The 16,127-nt window shown below is 46.3% G+C and carries 14 protein-coding genes; 9 read left to right on the top strand and 5 right to left on the bottom strand.

Translation table 11 applies throughout. The features are described 5' to 3' along the window. Positions 1-450 precede the first annotated feature (450 nt). Together D829_RS0118945 and D829_RS0118940 are read left to right on the top strand one after the other, a co-directional pair. On the top strand, positions 451-1,629 hold the full coding sequence (locus D829_RS0118945) for an alanyl-tRNA editing protein (RefSeq protein WP_017690497.1): 1,179 nt from the start codon (positions 451-453) through the stop codon (positions 1,627-1,629). A gap of 106 nt (positions 1,630-1,735) precedes the next feature. Beyond that, positions 1,736-3,040, top strand: coding sequence for a hypothetical protein (locus tag D829_RS0118940; RefSeq protein ID WP_017690496.1), 1,305 nt, complete (start codon positions 1,736-1,738; stop codon positions 3,038-3,040). A gap of 343 nt (positions 3,041-3,383) precedes the next feature. Here D829_RS0118940 and D829_RS0118935 read toward each other — a convergent pair whose 3' ends face one another. Together D829_RS0118935 and D829_RS0118930 are read right to left on the bottom strand one after the other, a co-directional pair. After that, positions 3,384-3,731 carry a DUF1801 domain-containing protein gene (locus D829_RS0118935; protein WP_017690495.1) on the bottom strand — a complete coding sequence of 116 codons (348 nt, stop codon included), beginning with the start codon at positions 3,729-3,731 and terminating at the stop codon, positions 3,384-3,386. After that, entirely contained in the window at positions 3,728-4,303 is a 576-nt protein-coding gene (locus tag D829_RS0118930; RefSeq protein WP_017690494.1) for a GNAT family protein, read from the bottom strand. The genes D829_RS0118935 and D829_RS0118930 overlap by 4 nt, the downstream gene beginning before the upstream one ends. Before the next feature lie 255 nt (positions 4,304-4,558). Between D829_RS0118930 and D829_RS0118925 the strand changes: the two genes are divergently transcribed. From D829_RS0118925 to D829_RS0118910, 4 genes are all read left to right on the top strand, one after another. After that, complete coding sequence (locus D829_RS0118925) at positions 4,559-5,014, top strand: GNAT family N-acetyltransferase (RefSeq protein ID WP_017690493.1); 456 nt, start codon at positions 4,559-4,561, stop codon at positions 5,012-5,014. A gap of 166 nt (positions 5,015-5,180) precedes the next feature. Further along, the gene (locus D829_RS34280) at positions 5,181-5,309 is read left to right on the top strand and encodes a hypothetical protein (protein WP_017690492.1); all 129 of its coding nucleotides are present in this window, start codon (positions 5,181-5,183) and stop codon (positions 5,307-5,309) included. 137 nt (positions 5,310-5,446) lie between these two features. Further along, on the top strand, positions 5,447-6,799 hold the full coding sequence (locus D829_RS0118915) for an amino acid permease (protein ID WP_017690491.1): 1,353 nt from the start codon (positions 5,447-5,449) through the stop codon (positions 6,797-6,799). A 297-nt stretch (positions 6,800-7,096) separates the two neighbouring features. After that, positions 7,097-8,851, top strand: a complete 1,755-nt coding sequence (locus D829_RS0118910) for a HAMP domain-containing methyl-accepting chemotaxis protein (RefSeq protein ID WP_017690490.1) — start codon at positions 7,097-7,099, stop codon at positions 8,849-8,851. Between the two features lie 115 nt (positions 8,852-8,966). On the opposite strand, the gene D829_RS31515 is transcribed toward D829_RS0118910, so the two are convergent. Then, positions 8,967-9,878: a LysR family transcriptional regulator gene (locus tag D829_RS31515; protein ID WP_017690489.1), complete on the bottom strand. Its 912-nt coding sequence runs from the start codon at positions 9,876-9,878 to the stop codon at positions 8,967-8,969. A gap of 141 nt (positions 9,879-10,019) precedes the next feature. Here D829_RS31515 and D829_RS0118900 point away from each other — a divergent pair, with 141 nt between their 5' ends. Further along, on the top strand, positions 10,020-11,063 hold the full coding sequence (locus tag D829_RS0118900) for a 2,3-butanediol dehydrogenase (RefSeq protein ID WP_017690488.1): 1,044 nt from the start codon (positions 10,020-10,022) through the stop codon (positions 11,061-11,063). Between the two features lie 133 nt (positions 11,064-11,196). Here the strand turns inward: D829_RS0118900 and D829_RS0118895 are convergent, their stop codons facing one another. Both D829_RS0118895 and D829_RS31510 read right to left on the bottom strand, forming a co-directional pair. Then, a complete protein-coding gene (locus D829_RS0118895; protein ID WP_017690487.1) occupies positions 11,197-11,709 on the bottom strand; it encodes a GNAT family N-acetyltransferase in 513 nt (170 codons plus the stop codon). Between the two features lie 129 nt (positions 11,710-11,838). Next, positions 11,839-12,603, bottom strand: a complete 765-nt coding sequence (locus D829_RS31510) for an AraC family transcriptional regulator (RefSeq protein WP_017690486.1) — start codon at positions 12,601-12,603, stop codon at positions 11,839-11,841. Positions 12,604-13,013: 410 nt separating this feature from the next. Between D829_RS31510 and D829_RS0118885 the strand changes: the two genes are divergently transcribed. Together D829_RS0118885 and D829_RS0118880 are read left to right on the top strand one after the other, a co-directional pair. Then, positions 13,014-15,335: a beta-L-arabinofuranosidase domain-containing protein gene (locus D829_RS0118885; protein ID WP_017690485.1), complete on the top strand. Its 2,322-nt coding sequence runs from the start codon at positions 13,014-13,016 to the stop codon at positions 15,333-15,335. Positions 15,336-15,417: 82 nt separating this feature from the next. Next, a complete protein-coding gene (locus D829_RS0118880) occupies positions 15,418-15,984 on the top strand; it encodes a Uma2 family endonuclease (RefSeq protein ID WP_017690484.1) in 567 nt (188 codons plus the stop codon). Positions 15,985-16,127: the final 143 nt, after the last annotated feature.

Genomic DNA, 16,127 nt, shown 5'->3' with positions numbered 1-16,127 from the left:
ACCCGTGAAGTAGATTACACTTAACCACTCCGATTGCAGACCATACTTGATTTAGACACTCAGGAACTAGACAGACAGAAAACCTTTCGATCTCTCTTATCCCCGGATTTTGATGATTTTTCCCCTGAAGGTAGAAATCCGGTGATAAAGGCGAACGCTTCGCTTCTTCAGGTCCTTTCTGTCTGCTTCGCTCTTGTGTCTATAATAAGTAATGTGACTGCAATCTCCGTTCCGGTGTAATCATGGGTCAAACCATATCCAACGTTACAGTAAACGTGGATATAAGTAAGGAGACCGCTCTGTAGCTTGGCTTACAGAGCGGTCTTTTTGATATGGAGGAGCGATTTGGTGTGCCTTAAAATTGGATTCGCAGTTCCAGATAGTGTAATCTGGAGGTTAGGTGCAGATCGGTAAAAAACCATTTGAACGAGAAGGGAATGGGATGATTCAATGACGCAAAAAATCTATTATGACTCTGCTTATACAAGAGAGTGGCATACAACGATTACAGGCAAAGTGGACAAGGAAGACGGTGTATATGTCACGCTGGCGGAGACTGCTTTTTACCCGCATGGGGGCGGACAACCTTGTGATCTGGGACAAATTGGCGGCATCGCAGTTCTGGATGTGAACATTGAAGATGGCGAGGTGTGGCATAAGCTGGAACGCGTCCCTGAACAGAACAAGGTACATTGTGAGCTGGATTGGGAGAGAAGATTCGATCATATGCAGCAGCATACGGGACAGCATTTGTTATCGGCAATAACGTTGAAAATGGCTGAAGCGATGACGCTCAGTTTCCATCTTGGTACGGAGTATGACACGATTGATGTGGCTGCGGCTGAACTGGGAGCGAGTCAATTAACCGCCATTGAACAAGAAGTGAATCGTCAGATCTATCGTAACGCTCGTATCAACACGTCCTGGGTTACAGCAGAAGAGGCTGCACAATTACCATTGGTGAAGCAGCCTACGGTAACGGAAGACATTCGTATCGTCGAGATCGAGGGTGTGGAGTATAACGCCTGCGGCGGAACCCATGTGTCGGCGACAGGTGAGATCGGCATCATCAAACTGTTGAAAACCGAAAAAGTGAAGGGCGGCACCCGCATTTATTTCAAATGTGGAACAAGGGCCCTGAATGAATTCACATCCACACAAAACGTGCTCAATAGCATCATGGTTAAGTTAAAGACCAGCAAGGACGAATTATTGGAGCGTATTGAGAAAATGGAACTGGAGCAAAGACAGCTGCAAACCGAGCTGAATGCAGTGAAAACAACCAATGATGCCTATTATGCGGAGGAACTTCTGGCCGCTCGGCAAGGGCTGGTGATTGCTCAGGTCTTTGAAGACAAATCGCTCAAGGATATGCAGAGTCTTGCTACCAAGCTGACGGCAGACCATGAGGGGCTTGTACTCTTTGCCAGCATCTCAGAGGCCAAAGTAGTTCTGGCACAGAACGGCCAACCGCCTGAATGGGCTTGTGGACCTTTCTTTAAAGGCAATCTTGGAGCTTACCAAGGCAAAGGTGGGGGCAGTGAAAAGATAGCTCAGGCAGGCTTTGCCAGCAGTGAAGACGCGCTTGCCTTTTACGAATTCACCAAGGACCAGCTGGGACATCACTAATTGCGTCTTGCGATATAAGACCGACAGCATTTAAATATGGAGTAAGGGTCAAGCACGTCACATTGTGGCGTGTTTTCCATTGCCAATAGTTGAAGGGGGTTGGAATATGACAGAACGAATTCCGTGTATACGGGAGGGGTGTGCAAATACCATTTTACCAGCAACAGCAGCGAAAACGGGTGGTTATTGCATGCCTTGCAAGCAGGAGATGGAACGCGAGGAGCGTCAGAGATACATTGAAGCGAATCGACGTGACGTGAACTTGTATGCAGGTATCACAGACCCGGTCGAAATTTTGAAAATCATGCACAAACCTCAGGTTCGCGATCCACTAATTCGTTATGTGCCATATGAACAATCCAAGGAACAAGTATATCTGTCCTTGTCTGCGGAGCAGCAGGATGAGATGAAGGACTATGCGATGCAACGGATTCGTACAGGTGATGAAGATACGGGCAAAGACATTCTGGTATATCTGGTCTGCTACCATGATATATCGTTGACTGCCGAAATTCCTGAGCTGCTGGAACAGGAGATCTATTATCCTGCAATTTTGTATAAAAGTGCCTCGGGTGAGGCGCGTGATCATCTCTTGCAGCAGGTGAATACCGATGATGAGAATCGGAACCACATATTGCTCATGCTGGCCCATATCGGAGATGGTGTTGTCGTGCAGCAGTTCCGGCAGTGGAGACAATCTCCGCCATCATGGGCGAGCGAATTGTACGTGGCACCTGAGCATTACACCACTGAAGCTGGTTGGGAGCTTACAAAAGACGGGCAGCGCAGGGAATTATTCATCACCCCAAGTTATTCACTCTATAAAGTAAAAGAGAATGAAGGAGCTAACGTGGAGTTAACCGGAAATTCACTCTCGATGCTGAACCCTAGCAACAATGGCTGTCCATGGTGTGGCAATGCGTTAACCACCTTAATTAGTCTGGATGTTAAACATCCCGCTCTGAAGGACGTGTCTTGGCATGCCCAGCGACTTCAGATACAGACTTGCGTGATATGCAGCAGTTACGGTGTGGTTTACATGGAGATGGACGCGGCAGGGGAACCGTTATGGAGTTCACATAATGTCATGCCTACGGGAATGGACGAGATTGACCTGGACGACTATGGTAAACTTGCACCGGATGTTGGCCAGCAGTTTCGGATTGCGAATGCATCGCGTCATGCATTCCATGCCAGTGAGTGGGCGATGGAGCCATCGTTATCTCAGGTCGGCGGCCATCCAGGATGGGTTCAGGATGCGAAGTATCCAACATGTCCACGCTGTTCCACGAGAATGAAGGCTGTCGCACAACTGGATTGGGGCGAGGTTCAGGAATATGGTGAGGGTATGTATTACATGTTCATATGTGAGCCGTGCCAGATGACCGCCGTATCATACCAGCAATCTTGATGGTGGAAGTTGGTATAACAGTCTAACGAACCTGGCACATCTTATTGGGCGAATTTGCAGCAGTATAGAATTCTAACGAATCGTAGCCACTTTATTTCTCCTATTGGCAAGGTTTTATGAAGCAAATCAGAGGTTTTGTCTGTAATAAGACTGCTGAGATTCGTTAGAATTTCATATGCCAGTTTAACTGCGACATAAGGTGTGTCCGATTCGTTAGCGCTTGGCCCAAACCCAAACCTAAACTCACCCCACACACTACCCGCACATTACGGCCCACGCCATACGTTCCGCACATTACCACCTAAATTACTACTTCGGCGTATGAGCCAATTCAAACATCCGTCTACAAATCCGCAGATGCCTGCTTTAACAAACCAGCCAACCATTCATAGTCCGGCGTATCTTTTTCCTTGAGTTTGATCGTTTTTCGTTCTTCCGGGCCTTCAAATATCCCATCGGGGAGATCGAGTCCAGTTGCATGAAAGATGGTGAAGGACATGGCTTGTTTGGATGGCGAGATGACCGCAGCATACTTTCCGTTTTTTAAAAAATGAGGTTTCTTGTATTGTACGCGTTCTTGTACATCAGGGATGGTATCATGCACTAACTGTCGCAATTGTTCAGCGACTTGTATTTGCCAGGGGATCTGAATCTGTTCAATAAACGCAGTAACTTCTGCATTCTTGGTCATACTTGTTCACCCTCCGTGTGGATCTGATTGTGCGTTTCCCATTCTGGTCGTAGGATTCCCATCATTAAGCGGTCGTAACGCTTACCATCACGAAATACAGCTGAGCGTGCCCGACCTTCCAACTGAAAACCAACCTTTTCATAGGAACGGATTGCTTTCGCATTGTAGGCGATGACATCGAGACCAACCCGGTCCAGATTCATCTCGTGGAACGCATATCGTAAAATAAGATTCAACGCTTCCGTGCCATATCCCTTATTGCGATGTTTGGCAAGTCCAATGCCGATGGCAAGCTGTCCGCAGCGGTTATTCCATTCAATGCTGTGGATAACGACAAAACCAATCAGCGTATCCTCTTCATGCGTGCGAAGTCTGAAGTAAACTTCCTTGTTCTTCGTTTCGCCCTCATCCTCCAACTGTTTCTCCGAATAGGGAATGGCCAGGTCAGTATCCACATTCCGAAGGTACTCCGGGTCTTCGTTCCATTGCAGCATGGTCTGCACGTCTTCAGAGCGTGGTGGCGTCATCTTTAATCGTTTGCTATAAAACAGGTTATCCGTAGTGAGTGTCATAGGGTTCTCCTTTAAATTAAGTTAAGCTTGCTTCACCTTAGTTCCACGTTTAACTCTATGTATATTTCGCAATAGACCTCGCCCCTTTGGCATATGATAGCCTCATCATACTGGAAATTATAGGTGAATCACAATAGCGTATTTCAGTGGATATAAGTAACCTCTTGTCATAAAACCTAACACGGTAGTAAGATAAAATGATTGATATACATTCAGTGATAAAACCAATAAAAATGTCGGCGGGAGTGGTACGTTATGGAGATCAAAGTGGATGATTTGAGTGGAGTCCAAGTTAAGGCTTTAATTGCGGAGCACTTGCAAGGGATGGCAGGGGATTCCCCTCCAGAGAGTATTCATGCGTTAAATCTGGATGGGCTGAAGAAGCCTGAAATTACATTCTGGTGCGCATGGGAAGCGGGCGACCTGATGGGCTGTGGGGCAATGAAAGAACTGAATCCGGAGCATGCAGAGTTGAAGTCGATGCGTACCGCTTCGGCTCATCTGAGAAAAGGCGTAGCGAGAAAAATGTTGGCTCATATTATGGACGTTGCAGTAGAACGTGGTTATAAGCGAATCAGTTTGGAGACGGGCTCAATGGATTCGTTTATCCCGGCACGGAAGTTGTACGAAGACTTCGGATTTGAATATTGCGAACCATTCGCGGATTATACATTGGACCCGAACAGCACGTTTATGACGAGAACAATTTAAATGGATTTACATGAGAAACCAGTATTCTGTTTTTTTACAGGACGCTGGTTTTTTAATTTTGCAACATATTGTACATTTTAAGAGATGGAAAAAGAGTAGAATAAACTAAATAATACAGCATTAAAGCAACGTGGCCTTGTGACGAAGAATGTGGAGGGAGTCGTGCATGATATATTGGTGGTTCGATGATATGAATCCGCTGTTTGCTGTCTTGGTGTTATGTCCCATCATTGCTGTGGTGCTCAGCTGGATTGTATACAGATTGCTTCGTGCCATTGTGGGGTATAAAACATAGGTTATGTCCATATATGTTTGGGATGAATTGGCCATAAGGAACTTCTGGGCTGATTGATGGACAATAGGGTATACTGGACATTATGTCTATGAAACAAGACAGCATTACAGACGTTTTTTACATCAGGAGGAGTTGAATTGGCTCAGACAGAAGGAACACTACAAAAGAGACTTAAACCAAGACACATCAGTTTTATGGCTATGGGTGGTGTCATTGGAACCGGGATTTTCAAAGGTAGTGCAGAGACGATTGGACTCGCGGGTCCGGGCGTTATTGTCACTTACATTTTTGCCGGATTATTGCTGCTGGTTGTGATGGCCGCGATGGCAGAGATGGCTACGGTGTACAAGAACAAAAATATGAAAGACTTCGTGCAGGAGGCATTTGGTAGCAGAGTTTCCTTTGTTATGGGATGGATGTACTGCTTTCTATGGTTATCGGTGTGTGTCATTGAGGTGATTGCTGCCGGGAGTTTTTTGCAGTATTGGTTCACGGAAGTACCGCTGTGGATGCTGAGTCTAGCTTGTGCGGCGTTCATTATACTGGTTAATCTGTTGAGTGTAGGTGTGTTCGGGGAATTTGAGTTTTGGCTGGCTGGGATCAAAATTGCCATGATCATTATTTTTATCTTCTTGGGTGCAGGGTTGATCTTTGGCATTATCCCAAGTGATAACACTGCGTATCTGCAAAATTATACGCAAGCAGGCGGATTCTTCCCGAACGGATGGTCTTCGATCTTCTCGGCACTGCTTGTGGTCATGTTCTCTTATGGGGGATCGGAACTGATAGGTCTGACCCTGACCGAGACGGAAAATGCAGAAAAAGTCATGCCCAAAATCGTGGGCAATTTCATGCTCAGAATTATTCTGTTCTTCACCTTGCCGATTCTCATCATCTGTGGCCTCATCCCATGGAATGAGATTGGGCCGGAGAGCAGTCCATTTGTACAGGTGCTCGCCTCAACGGGATTACCAGGAGCGGCACACATTATGAACTTTATTTTGGTGACGGCAGTCCTATCTGCAGCTAACTCAGGTATCTATGGTGCATCCCGGATGATGCACTCCATGGCAGTAGGCGGGGAAGCTCCGAAGGCATTGTCACAGACCAATCGCAACGGTAGCCCTGTTAACACACTTCTGGTGTGCTCAGTAGTTTTGCTCGGAGGTTCCTTGCTAGGCCTGTTCGCGCAGGATCAACTGTTCCGCGTATTGCTCGCAGTTCCGGGGTTTGTCGTAATTCTTGTGTGGATATGTATTGCCTCATCACAGTTGAAACTGCGGAAGAGATATCCGGTTCAACCGACCTTCAAAGTTTGGGGATTCCCTTACATAACCGGAGTCGTGGTACTATGTCTCAGTGTGATTGCGGTGATGTTTGTGTTTGATGAAGGTAATCGGTTCAGCATTAGCATCTGTCTTGCCGTGCTCGCGTTGCTGATGATCTGGTCCCTGATTCGATTCAGGAGGACGAATGGACGAACAGTTTAATATTAGTGACATTCAAATGTAGAACAACATGACATCTCGGCGCTTGCGCCGGGGTGTTTTTTTCTATCATTTTTCACTGCAAAGAACCTAAACAAATCCTCCGAAATTAAGCCTGAATGCAGTTCCAATGAACAAAGCTACCACAGCCATGATAGCGTTTTTATGTAAACCCAATATTTTCTTGCCTAATTCGACATATTCGTTTACTATTTTCCCATACATAGTGCTTCAAACATGTGTTTTTTGGGTAGCGCCTAGTCAAAAAGGCTTGGGTTCACGGGAGAGGAAGAGGAGCGGATGATTGTTTTTTTTAGAAAACGTTTGGTTGTGCGCATTGTTGCAGTAGTCACACTGGTCATTACGATTATAGCCGTTGGAAGCATGCTGTTACAGGTGGCCAATATGAAACTAGCTGCGCAGGAGGCCATTTCGAGTTACAACATCCAGATTGCTCAGAGTTATGTGAATCAGCTGGATACAGCATCTTATGCCGAGTTTGCCAAGGACCCCAAGGAGAATGACGAATTCGTGAAGATTCGTGATGAACTGGATGACTTTCGCGTAAGCATTGGTGCAATGTATGTGTATTTCGTCAAAATAGATGACAAAGGTACGCCACTTATTATGGTGGACGGTATGAAGGATACAGATAAAGCCTCACCGATTAATGAAGTTACGGATGTCCCTCAGGAGGCTGTTCAGAAGCTGTTGCAGGGGCAAACAGCCAGTTCTTCAATTATTAACAATGAGGAGTACGGCGACTATATTTCCTCTTACGCTCCCATGCTGGATAGTAATGGCGCTGTAACAGGTGTAATTGGTATCGATACGGCGGTATCGGTGATCGGAAGCATTGAATCGGATATTATGAAATCGAGTATTCCCTTCTATGCCTTATTGCTACTAATTACACTTATAGGCATTGCTGTTGTCACGTGGTTTATCGTAAGAGGACTGCGACCACTTCAACCGCTGAAGGCGAGTGTGGAAAAAATGGCACAGGGTGAGCTTGCAGAAGCGAATCAAATTTTGACGTCGTATCGTTTACGCAGCCAAGATGAGATTGGAACAACATATCAAGCGATGATACATATGTCCGGTAACTTGAATAAGATTGTGGGTAACATGGTTGAAGGCGTAGCAGTAACCACAGATATTTTATCAGAATCAACGAAGGAATTTAATCGCAGTACCGAAGAGATGCTTGAGATGGGCAAGACGGTTGATCAATCTGTCGAACAGATTAGGGAGGGTGCACATACGCAGAAGCAGGGTGCAAGCGATAGCGCGCATGCGATGGAAGAGATTGCAAAAGGCATAACGGATATTTCCGAATCCTCGATGATTGTATCGGATGCAGCAACAAGTGCGCTTTCTACGGCGGAGTCCGGTAAACAGAGCATGACACTGATGAAAACACAGATGGAGAGCATCTCAAATGTCTCAAGTGAAGTTGTAGCGATGGTTCAGGTGCTGAACAACTACTCCCAGGAAATTGGTGGTGCCCTGCACACGGTTCGTGATTTTGCGAGTCAGACGAAGTTGCTTGCGCTTAATGCATCCATTGAGGCAGCACATGCAGGAGAGCATGGCAAAGGTTTTGCTGTTGTGGCGGACGAGGTTCGGAAGCTTGCGGAAGCCTCCAGTACATCCATGGAACGGATCTCGGATCTGCTGCTTCGCATTCAACAAGAATCACAGCAGATTGGCTCCCGGATGGGGGTTACCGCACAGGAGATTGGACAAGGGGTTACGATTACCACAGAAGCGGAGCAAGCTTTCGCCCATGTGGTTGATGCGTTCCAACTGGTGACCCATCGCATTCAGGAAGTCTCCGCTGCGGCAGAGGAAATCTCGGCAGGATCGGAAGAGGCCGCAGCCTCCGTCAATACGATCTCGCAGATATCAGCCGGGGTGTCGGATCATTCGGATGAAATCTATCGCTTGATGCGTGAACAGTCGGCCATGTTCAACAGGGTGGCGCAGACCTCCACAATGCTGGAGCAGCAGACGAACGAGATGAGTGAAGCCGTACGCAAAGTTAAAGTATAGTTTGAGTAAGGTGTAGTAATAGTAACCCAAGAAGTAGTTAGAAAAGTGTTCCGCTCTTGGAGAAGTTGGTGTTCATCCTAAACTTCCTTCAAAGGGTGGAGCACTTTTTTTAGATTTAAACTTTTAAATGATCCAGCTCTATCGCTTGTCTGAAGCGTCGGGCGAATCGTTCTGCGGAAACGGCGGCTTCCTTGGATTCCGTCTGCACGAAGCCAATTTGCATTTTGGGTTGATCGATTCCAGCGATCTCTACCATCTTCACCAGACCTTCTTTCCATAATGGATTCTGGTGAAAGGAAAAGTCGTGACCAATCGTTGCGGCAATATCGTTTCTTAAAACCATGTTGATGGCTTCTGAATTATTTGTTTTAAACAGAATGGACAGAGATCCATGATCATAGCTAAATTCCTTGATAAAGTCTTCGATGAAACCATCTCGATAGAGTGCCAGCTTGTGTTCTTTTAATTGATCAGGTGTAACGCGGCTGTGCTTGGCAAGTTCAGACAGGTGATGAGTACCAACTACCAGCTTGCCCGAGTACATGGGACTGAAGTGAAGTCCATCGAATTCCCGCAATTGTTTGGCGTAGATCGCGATAAAGCCCAGATGTGTTTTGTTATTGCGAATATCCTCGATAATTTCCATGGACCCTTTCTCTTCAATGGAGATGTTAAGTTGCGGGTGCTCACGCTTCATATCTGCAGCAGACTGGACAAGATAGGGCATGACACTTGGAAAAGTAGCCACATGAAGCTCTCCGCTAAGAGAGGAGGCTTCTGCGTTCAGGGATTTCAATTCATCAATCCGCTGTAAAATGTCCAGTGCCTTGGCAATGAATTGTTTACCTTCGGGAGTAGGGTGAGTTCCCTGCCGCGAGCGTTCGAACAGGATGATACCCAATTCTTTCTCCAGACGATGAATCGATTGGCTGATCGCCGATTGAGTGACATGCAGATGCTCCGAGGCGGCGGAGAATGATTTCGTTTTCGCAATTTCAACGACATATTCGAGCTGTTCCAGATTCATGATTTCATCTCCGTTTAGCATTAATACAACTAATGTTAACATTAGTATCTATAAATATGAATAATACATGAACAGCGATATAATATATAGACAAGCATTACGATTCTACATTTTATTAGCTAATCAAAGGGGATGAACTTCATGAAAGCAGCAGTGTGGTATGCCCATAAAGATGTGCGTGTGGAAGAGCGGGAGGTTCCGGTTGCTCAAGCGGGTCAGGTCAAAATCAAAGTGGAATACGCGGGGATCTGCGGCAGTGACTTGCATGCCTATCATCATGGTGTGGGGATTCAAGAAGGCGAGAATCATCCGCTCTCAGGACAGAAAGCACCGCTGACATTGGGTCATGAATTTGCAGGAACCGTGAGTCAATTGGGGAATAATGTAAGCGGTATCAGTGTAGGGGATCGAGTCGTGGTAGAGCCGTTGTACCATTGTGGAAAATGTGAGTACTGTATCCAGGGTCGTTACAACCAATGTACTCAATTTGGATTCGTTGGACTGAATGGTGATGGTGGTTTTGCGGAGTACGTTGTTGTTGAAGCATACATGGTTCACACCATACCGGATAACGTAACTTTCGAAGAAGGCGCGCTCGTTGAGCCCACGGCAGTAGCCTTTCACGCGGTTCGTCATAGCAAGCTGAAAGTGGGAAACAAGGTAGCTGTATACGGAGCCGGTCCAATTGGATTATTGACGATTCTGTCAGCCAAAGCAGCAGGAGCCTCTGAAATCTATGCAGTCGATGTTTTTGAGGAACGTCTCGACCTGGCAGCCAAGCTGGGAGCGATTCCGGTGAACAGTGCCAAAGTTAATGCAACAGAGGTGATCTTGCAGCAATCGGGCGGCATTGATGTGGCTTATGAAGCAGCGGGTGTGCAACCAACGATGGATAGCGCCATTGCGGTTGTCAAAAAAGGTGGAGAAGTTGTTGTCATCGCTGCGATACCCAATCCACTTCAAGTGAACTTCTTCGATCTTCTGATCAAAGAAGCGAATCTAACGGCAACGCTGGCATATCGCCACATTTTTCCTGAAGTGATTTCATTGATTGCTGAAGGGGCGCTCGATGTGAAACAGGTCATCACCAAGAAAATCAAACTGGATGACATCGTACAGGAAGGACTTGAGCTGCTGATGAGCGACAAGAGCCATGCGAAGATTTTGGTAGAGATTGGCGGCTAAAACAATCAATAGCGATGTATCATTTCAAATGTTGATTGATCATTTATAAACGTAAAACAGACCGTCATGAAGATGATTGGTCTGTTTTACGATTCATTCTCCGCTGCTGACCACGTGTTGCTGTTACCCAACACTAGGAATCATAACGGTAACAGATCGCCTTGCCCCCGCTACTCTCGGAGCTGAATTCCTCATCCTCTGTAAATCCAAAACGCTCATATAAACGGATGGCATTGACCATCTGACCGCCCGTATATAAATACACCGTATTTTTGCCCATGTCCTTGGCAGATTCTACGCATTGCTGGAGCAATTCTCTGGCGATCCCATGACCTCTCCATTTTGGATCAACACCCAACAGCCGAATAAACGGATAATCGATCGGCAATTCAAAGTTTGGATAAGCCTTGCGTGCTGTTTCGAATAATTGGACTGTACCGACAATCTGATCATCAATCTTGGCGATCCATAATTGTGTCAGGTACGGATTAACCACAGACTCTCTAATATCTTTGAGGTAGGCCTCCCATCGTTCATTTTGTTCAAAAGTCTCCCGATACTCGGCGTAACTTGCAACAAGGATATCTACAATCTCTGGATGGTCCGTTTCTGTGGCAGGGTGAATCGTAACGGCAGCCGTTGTCATCTTATAATTCCCCTTCTCTTATGGGTTAAGTATGGAATGTAGTTTTCTTGCATTTTACCATAACGGATTCAATCCGATTCATTCAAATTTTCTATAGTTAACTCAGTCATTTCTATAGATCAAAGCATATCAGCGATTGAGCTGTGTGGAATACAGATGATTGCGATATTCGGTTGGCGTATTGCCTTCGTATTGCTTGAACATGCGCAGGAACAGCTTGTAGTCGGAGAAGCCGCATTGTCCGGCAATTTCTTTTACACTGGCATTGGTGTTCAGCAGAAGCTGTTTCGCCCGGTGAATACGTTCTGTGAGGATATAGGTTTTGAGTCCAGTCCCTTTCTCGCGTTTCACCATTTTGGAGATATAGTCTTTATTAAAATTAAAATTTTCTGCAATCTGACTCACCGTGATGTTTGTATGCAGATGAATATCCACCCACTTGCAGATATGGTCCACAATCGCATTGTGCGGGCGATAATCCGCCTCTATATTCCGCTCCAGTTCTCTGAACAACAATAACAAAGCAGCGTTGGCTTCCTCCGTTGAAAAGGATGACACATGCAGCAATTGCTTGAATAACTGATTGGCCATGGAAGGTACCTGAATGGTGGCATGTGTCCTAAAGCGGCTGAATTCTGCCTGCACGGCATCATAGTGAACCCAGTAGAAACTGACGGGTGTGTCGCTGATCTGGTAGCCGTAATGGGTGCGACCGGCGCGCAGAAACAACAGATCGTTGGCACGAACTACATATTGTTCCTCTTCTTCCGCGATGTACATCTCACCTTCCAGCATCAAAATGATCTCATGCACAGGCATGCTGCGTCTCATGTGGCTCCAGTTGCCTTCGGATATGAACTTGCCGCACAGGTAATGTTCCAGTGGCTTTTGCATAGGACGGATTTATCCACCTTTTCTTGGATTATGAGTCTGATGTAATTGTATTTTATTTGATACTATGGGGATATTCAAGCTCTACAGTGGATTGATGAGTATTAGTCATATGGAACAGAACACGGATTTTACCCCTTAAGAATGAATGGATATATATGTAAGTTGAACTAATCATTTACATGATAACGGAGAGGACAGAAAAAACCTGAAAAAGCGGAGCGTTCGCCTAAAAGCTTTCTGAAAGAAAGCTGCATCGGAAGCATACGCGATCCCCGGATTTTCCCCTTCGGAAAAGGGAATCAAAAAATCTGGGGGTAACAGCGATTGGAAGGTTATTCTGTCATCGTAGTGTCAGTGTAAATAATCTTTAGTTCAACTTATATATTACATCCCGAGAAGGAGTGAGTGTCATGATTGATACGAAAAAAGGATTTCTGGGACCGGAACATGTAGATCTGTTAAATGGTGTGTTCCAAACATCACAAGAGGTGGGGGAGCGGTACCTGTTATCGCTGGATATTGATCGATTCCTGGCTCCATGCTTCGAAGCTCATGGTTTACCTGCCCGAAAAGAGCGCTACGCGGGTTGGGAGGCACGTACCATCAGCGGACATTCCCTCGGACATTATCTGTCTGCCCTGGCTGTGACGTATCAGGCAACCGGGAATAATACGTTAAAAGAAAGACTGGATTATGCCGTCACCGAACTGGCGAGAATCCAACAGACCACGGGGAGCGGATATATCGGTGGTTTGTCCGAAGAACCTTTCCACATGGCTTTTCGAGCAGAGAATATCGGTGGATTCAATATCGGTGAATACTGGGTTCCCTGGTACAGTGTGCACAAAATCTATCGCGGCCTGATTGATGCGTATAAACTCACTGGCAACCGACAGGCACTGGATGTCGTTACTCGATTTGCAGATTGGGCGGTAGAAGGTTTGCTCCCGATGACAGAAGAACAGATGCAGACGATGCTTCAAAGTGAACACGGGGGCATGAATGAAGTATTTGCACATTTGTATGGGATTACCGGCAAAGCCTTATATCTTGAGATCGCTAACAAGTTCACCCATCAATTGATCCTGAGACCCTTGGAGCACAAGCAGGACGATCTTCAAGGCAAACACGCCAATACTCAGATTCCCAAAGTGATCGGTGCTGCCGAAATCTACAACCAGGACCATACCCATGAGAGTTATCGGACAGCGGCAGAGTTTTTCTGGAATACCACGGTGCATCATCGTTCTTACGTATTTGGTGCGACGAGCATTTCGGAGCATTACGAAGCAAAGGGCATGGAGAGTCTTGGCATCAAAACAGGAGAGAGCTGTTGTACTCACAACATGTTGCATCTAACGAAGCAACTCTTTGCCTGGAATCACGATAGCGCCTACATGGACTATTATGAAAACGCCATCTATAATCACATCCTTGGCACGCAGGACCCGGATACGGGGAACAAAACGTATTTTGCATCAACGCTGCAAGGCCACTACAAAATCTATGGTACTCACGATACCGCTTGGTGGTGCTGTACAGGATCAGGCATGGAGAACCCGGGCAAATATGCCGAGGCCATCTATTTCGAAGACGAGCAAGACCTGTACGTCAACCTGTATATCGCTTCCCACTTGGACTGGACGTCACAGGGATTATCCCTGAAGCTCGAAACCGACTTTCCTTATTCGGAAAAGGTAACCCTGACGATCACCGGAGGCAGCGCCTCGGCCCATCTAAGATTACGCGTACCCTCATGGCTGCAACAGCCAATGACGGCAACCGTTAATGGGGATACGGAACATCCGTATACACGGATGGAACCCGGCTATCTTTCCATCGATCGCACATGGACAACGGGCGATGTCATCACAATCACACTGCCGATGTCGCTTCGCCAGTACACCTCCCGGGATGATGCACACAAAGTAGCCTTCCTGTACGGCCCGATTGTACTCGCCGGTGCATTGGGAAACGAGGGTCTTCCAGAGGACACGATTGTGGACGAAACAGCGCTGAATCCCAAGACTGCACCTGTACCTGTGATCTGGACGGAGCAGGAGGATGTACAAGAGTGGATCAAGGTTGTGGATGCAGACACGTTAACATTTGAACTTAGCAAAGATGTTACTTCCACAGGCGAAGCCGTGAAGCTGATTCCGTTCTACGATGTGCATCATGAATTTTATACCGTTTACTGGCCGTTTAACGACGAAGGGGATGCGCTGGAGAAAGAGTTGAACGATATCACGATCGACAGGGTTCAGGCCGACGGTCAGCAGGATGAGATTGGACATCACCTGGATAGCAACTGTCGTGGTGAGCATCACAACGGTTCAACCACAGATGGTCGTAAGAAGTTGCATATGTGGCGAGAGGCTTTTGGCGTCAGTGGGGCTTACTTTAGTTACCAGCTGGCAGTGGATCATAGAGCAACCAATTATCTATGTGTGGCCTATTGGGGCGGAGATCATTCCACGTTTGAACGGGAAGGTACGTTATATGACAGACAATTCACCATTACCGTGGATGGAACACTCATTGGCGAGCAGCGAATTCACATGAATAAAATTGGCGACGTGTTCTATGTGACCTACGATATTCCTGAGGGCGTAACATCAGGTAAAGACAGCGTTACAGTGGTATTCCAAGCGAAGGGCGACAATGGTTGTGCCGGGAAAGTTGTAGAGGTGCGCACCACGCGAAGCAAACCGGAATCCATCTTTTCGTGATAAGAGGCATGGTGTGAAAAGGCGCAAACACAATGTTATAATGAAAATAAATTACGGTTAGTTGGAAGAGGAGGTTGGAAGTGTGGCAAAACCCGATAATAAAGGTACTTATAGCTTTCAGGATTGGTTAACTTGGGAGGGGGCATGGGAATTAATTAACGGCAAAGCTTTTAATATGTCTCCAGCACCCACTTCATTGCACCAGTTTATTGTGGGTGAGCTGCACTTCTCTTTGCGGACTTTTTTTCAGAATCGGAAATGTTTCGTGTTTGTTGCCCCTATCGATGTGTATTTTAGCGAAAATGAACAATACGACTTACCAGATCAAATTGTACAACCTGATCTTTCGGTCGTGTGCTCCAAAGATCAGATATCTAAAAATGGCTGTCATGGTGCACCTTCTTTAATTATCGAGGTGTTATCACCTTCGACTGCGTTAAAGGATTTTAACGAAAAATTTAACTTGTATCAGAAATATGGTGTGAACGAATACTGGATTGTTGACCCCGGCAATCAAACCGTCCATGTGTACACGCTCGAGGATGGCAGTTACCAGACCCGTCACCTATATACAGAGCAGGAAACGATTCAATCGGTTATATATCCCGAACTGGTAATCCCGATGGATTCGCTGTTCAAGCTCAGGTAGTGCGAAGCGTCAATCTGTCTGCTACAGAGGAGGCAATAAGGCAGTTGTTTTCTAAATTCTAACGAACCGCACACACCTTATATGGGGGATTTTGGTGAGGTGGGAAATGTAACGAATCTCAGCGATGCTATTTCATTCGAAAT

Source organism: Paenibacillus sp. PAMC 26794 (genome assembly GCF_000316035.1).
GTDB lineage: Bacteria > Bacillota > Bacilli > Paenibacillales > Paenibacillaceae > Paenibacillus.
This window is presented reverse-complemented; position numbering and strand designations above follow the sequence as displayed.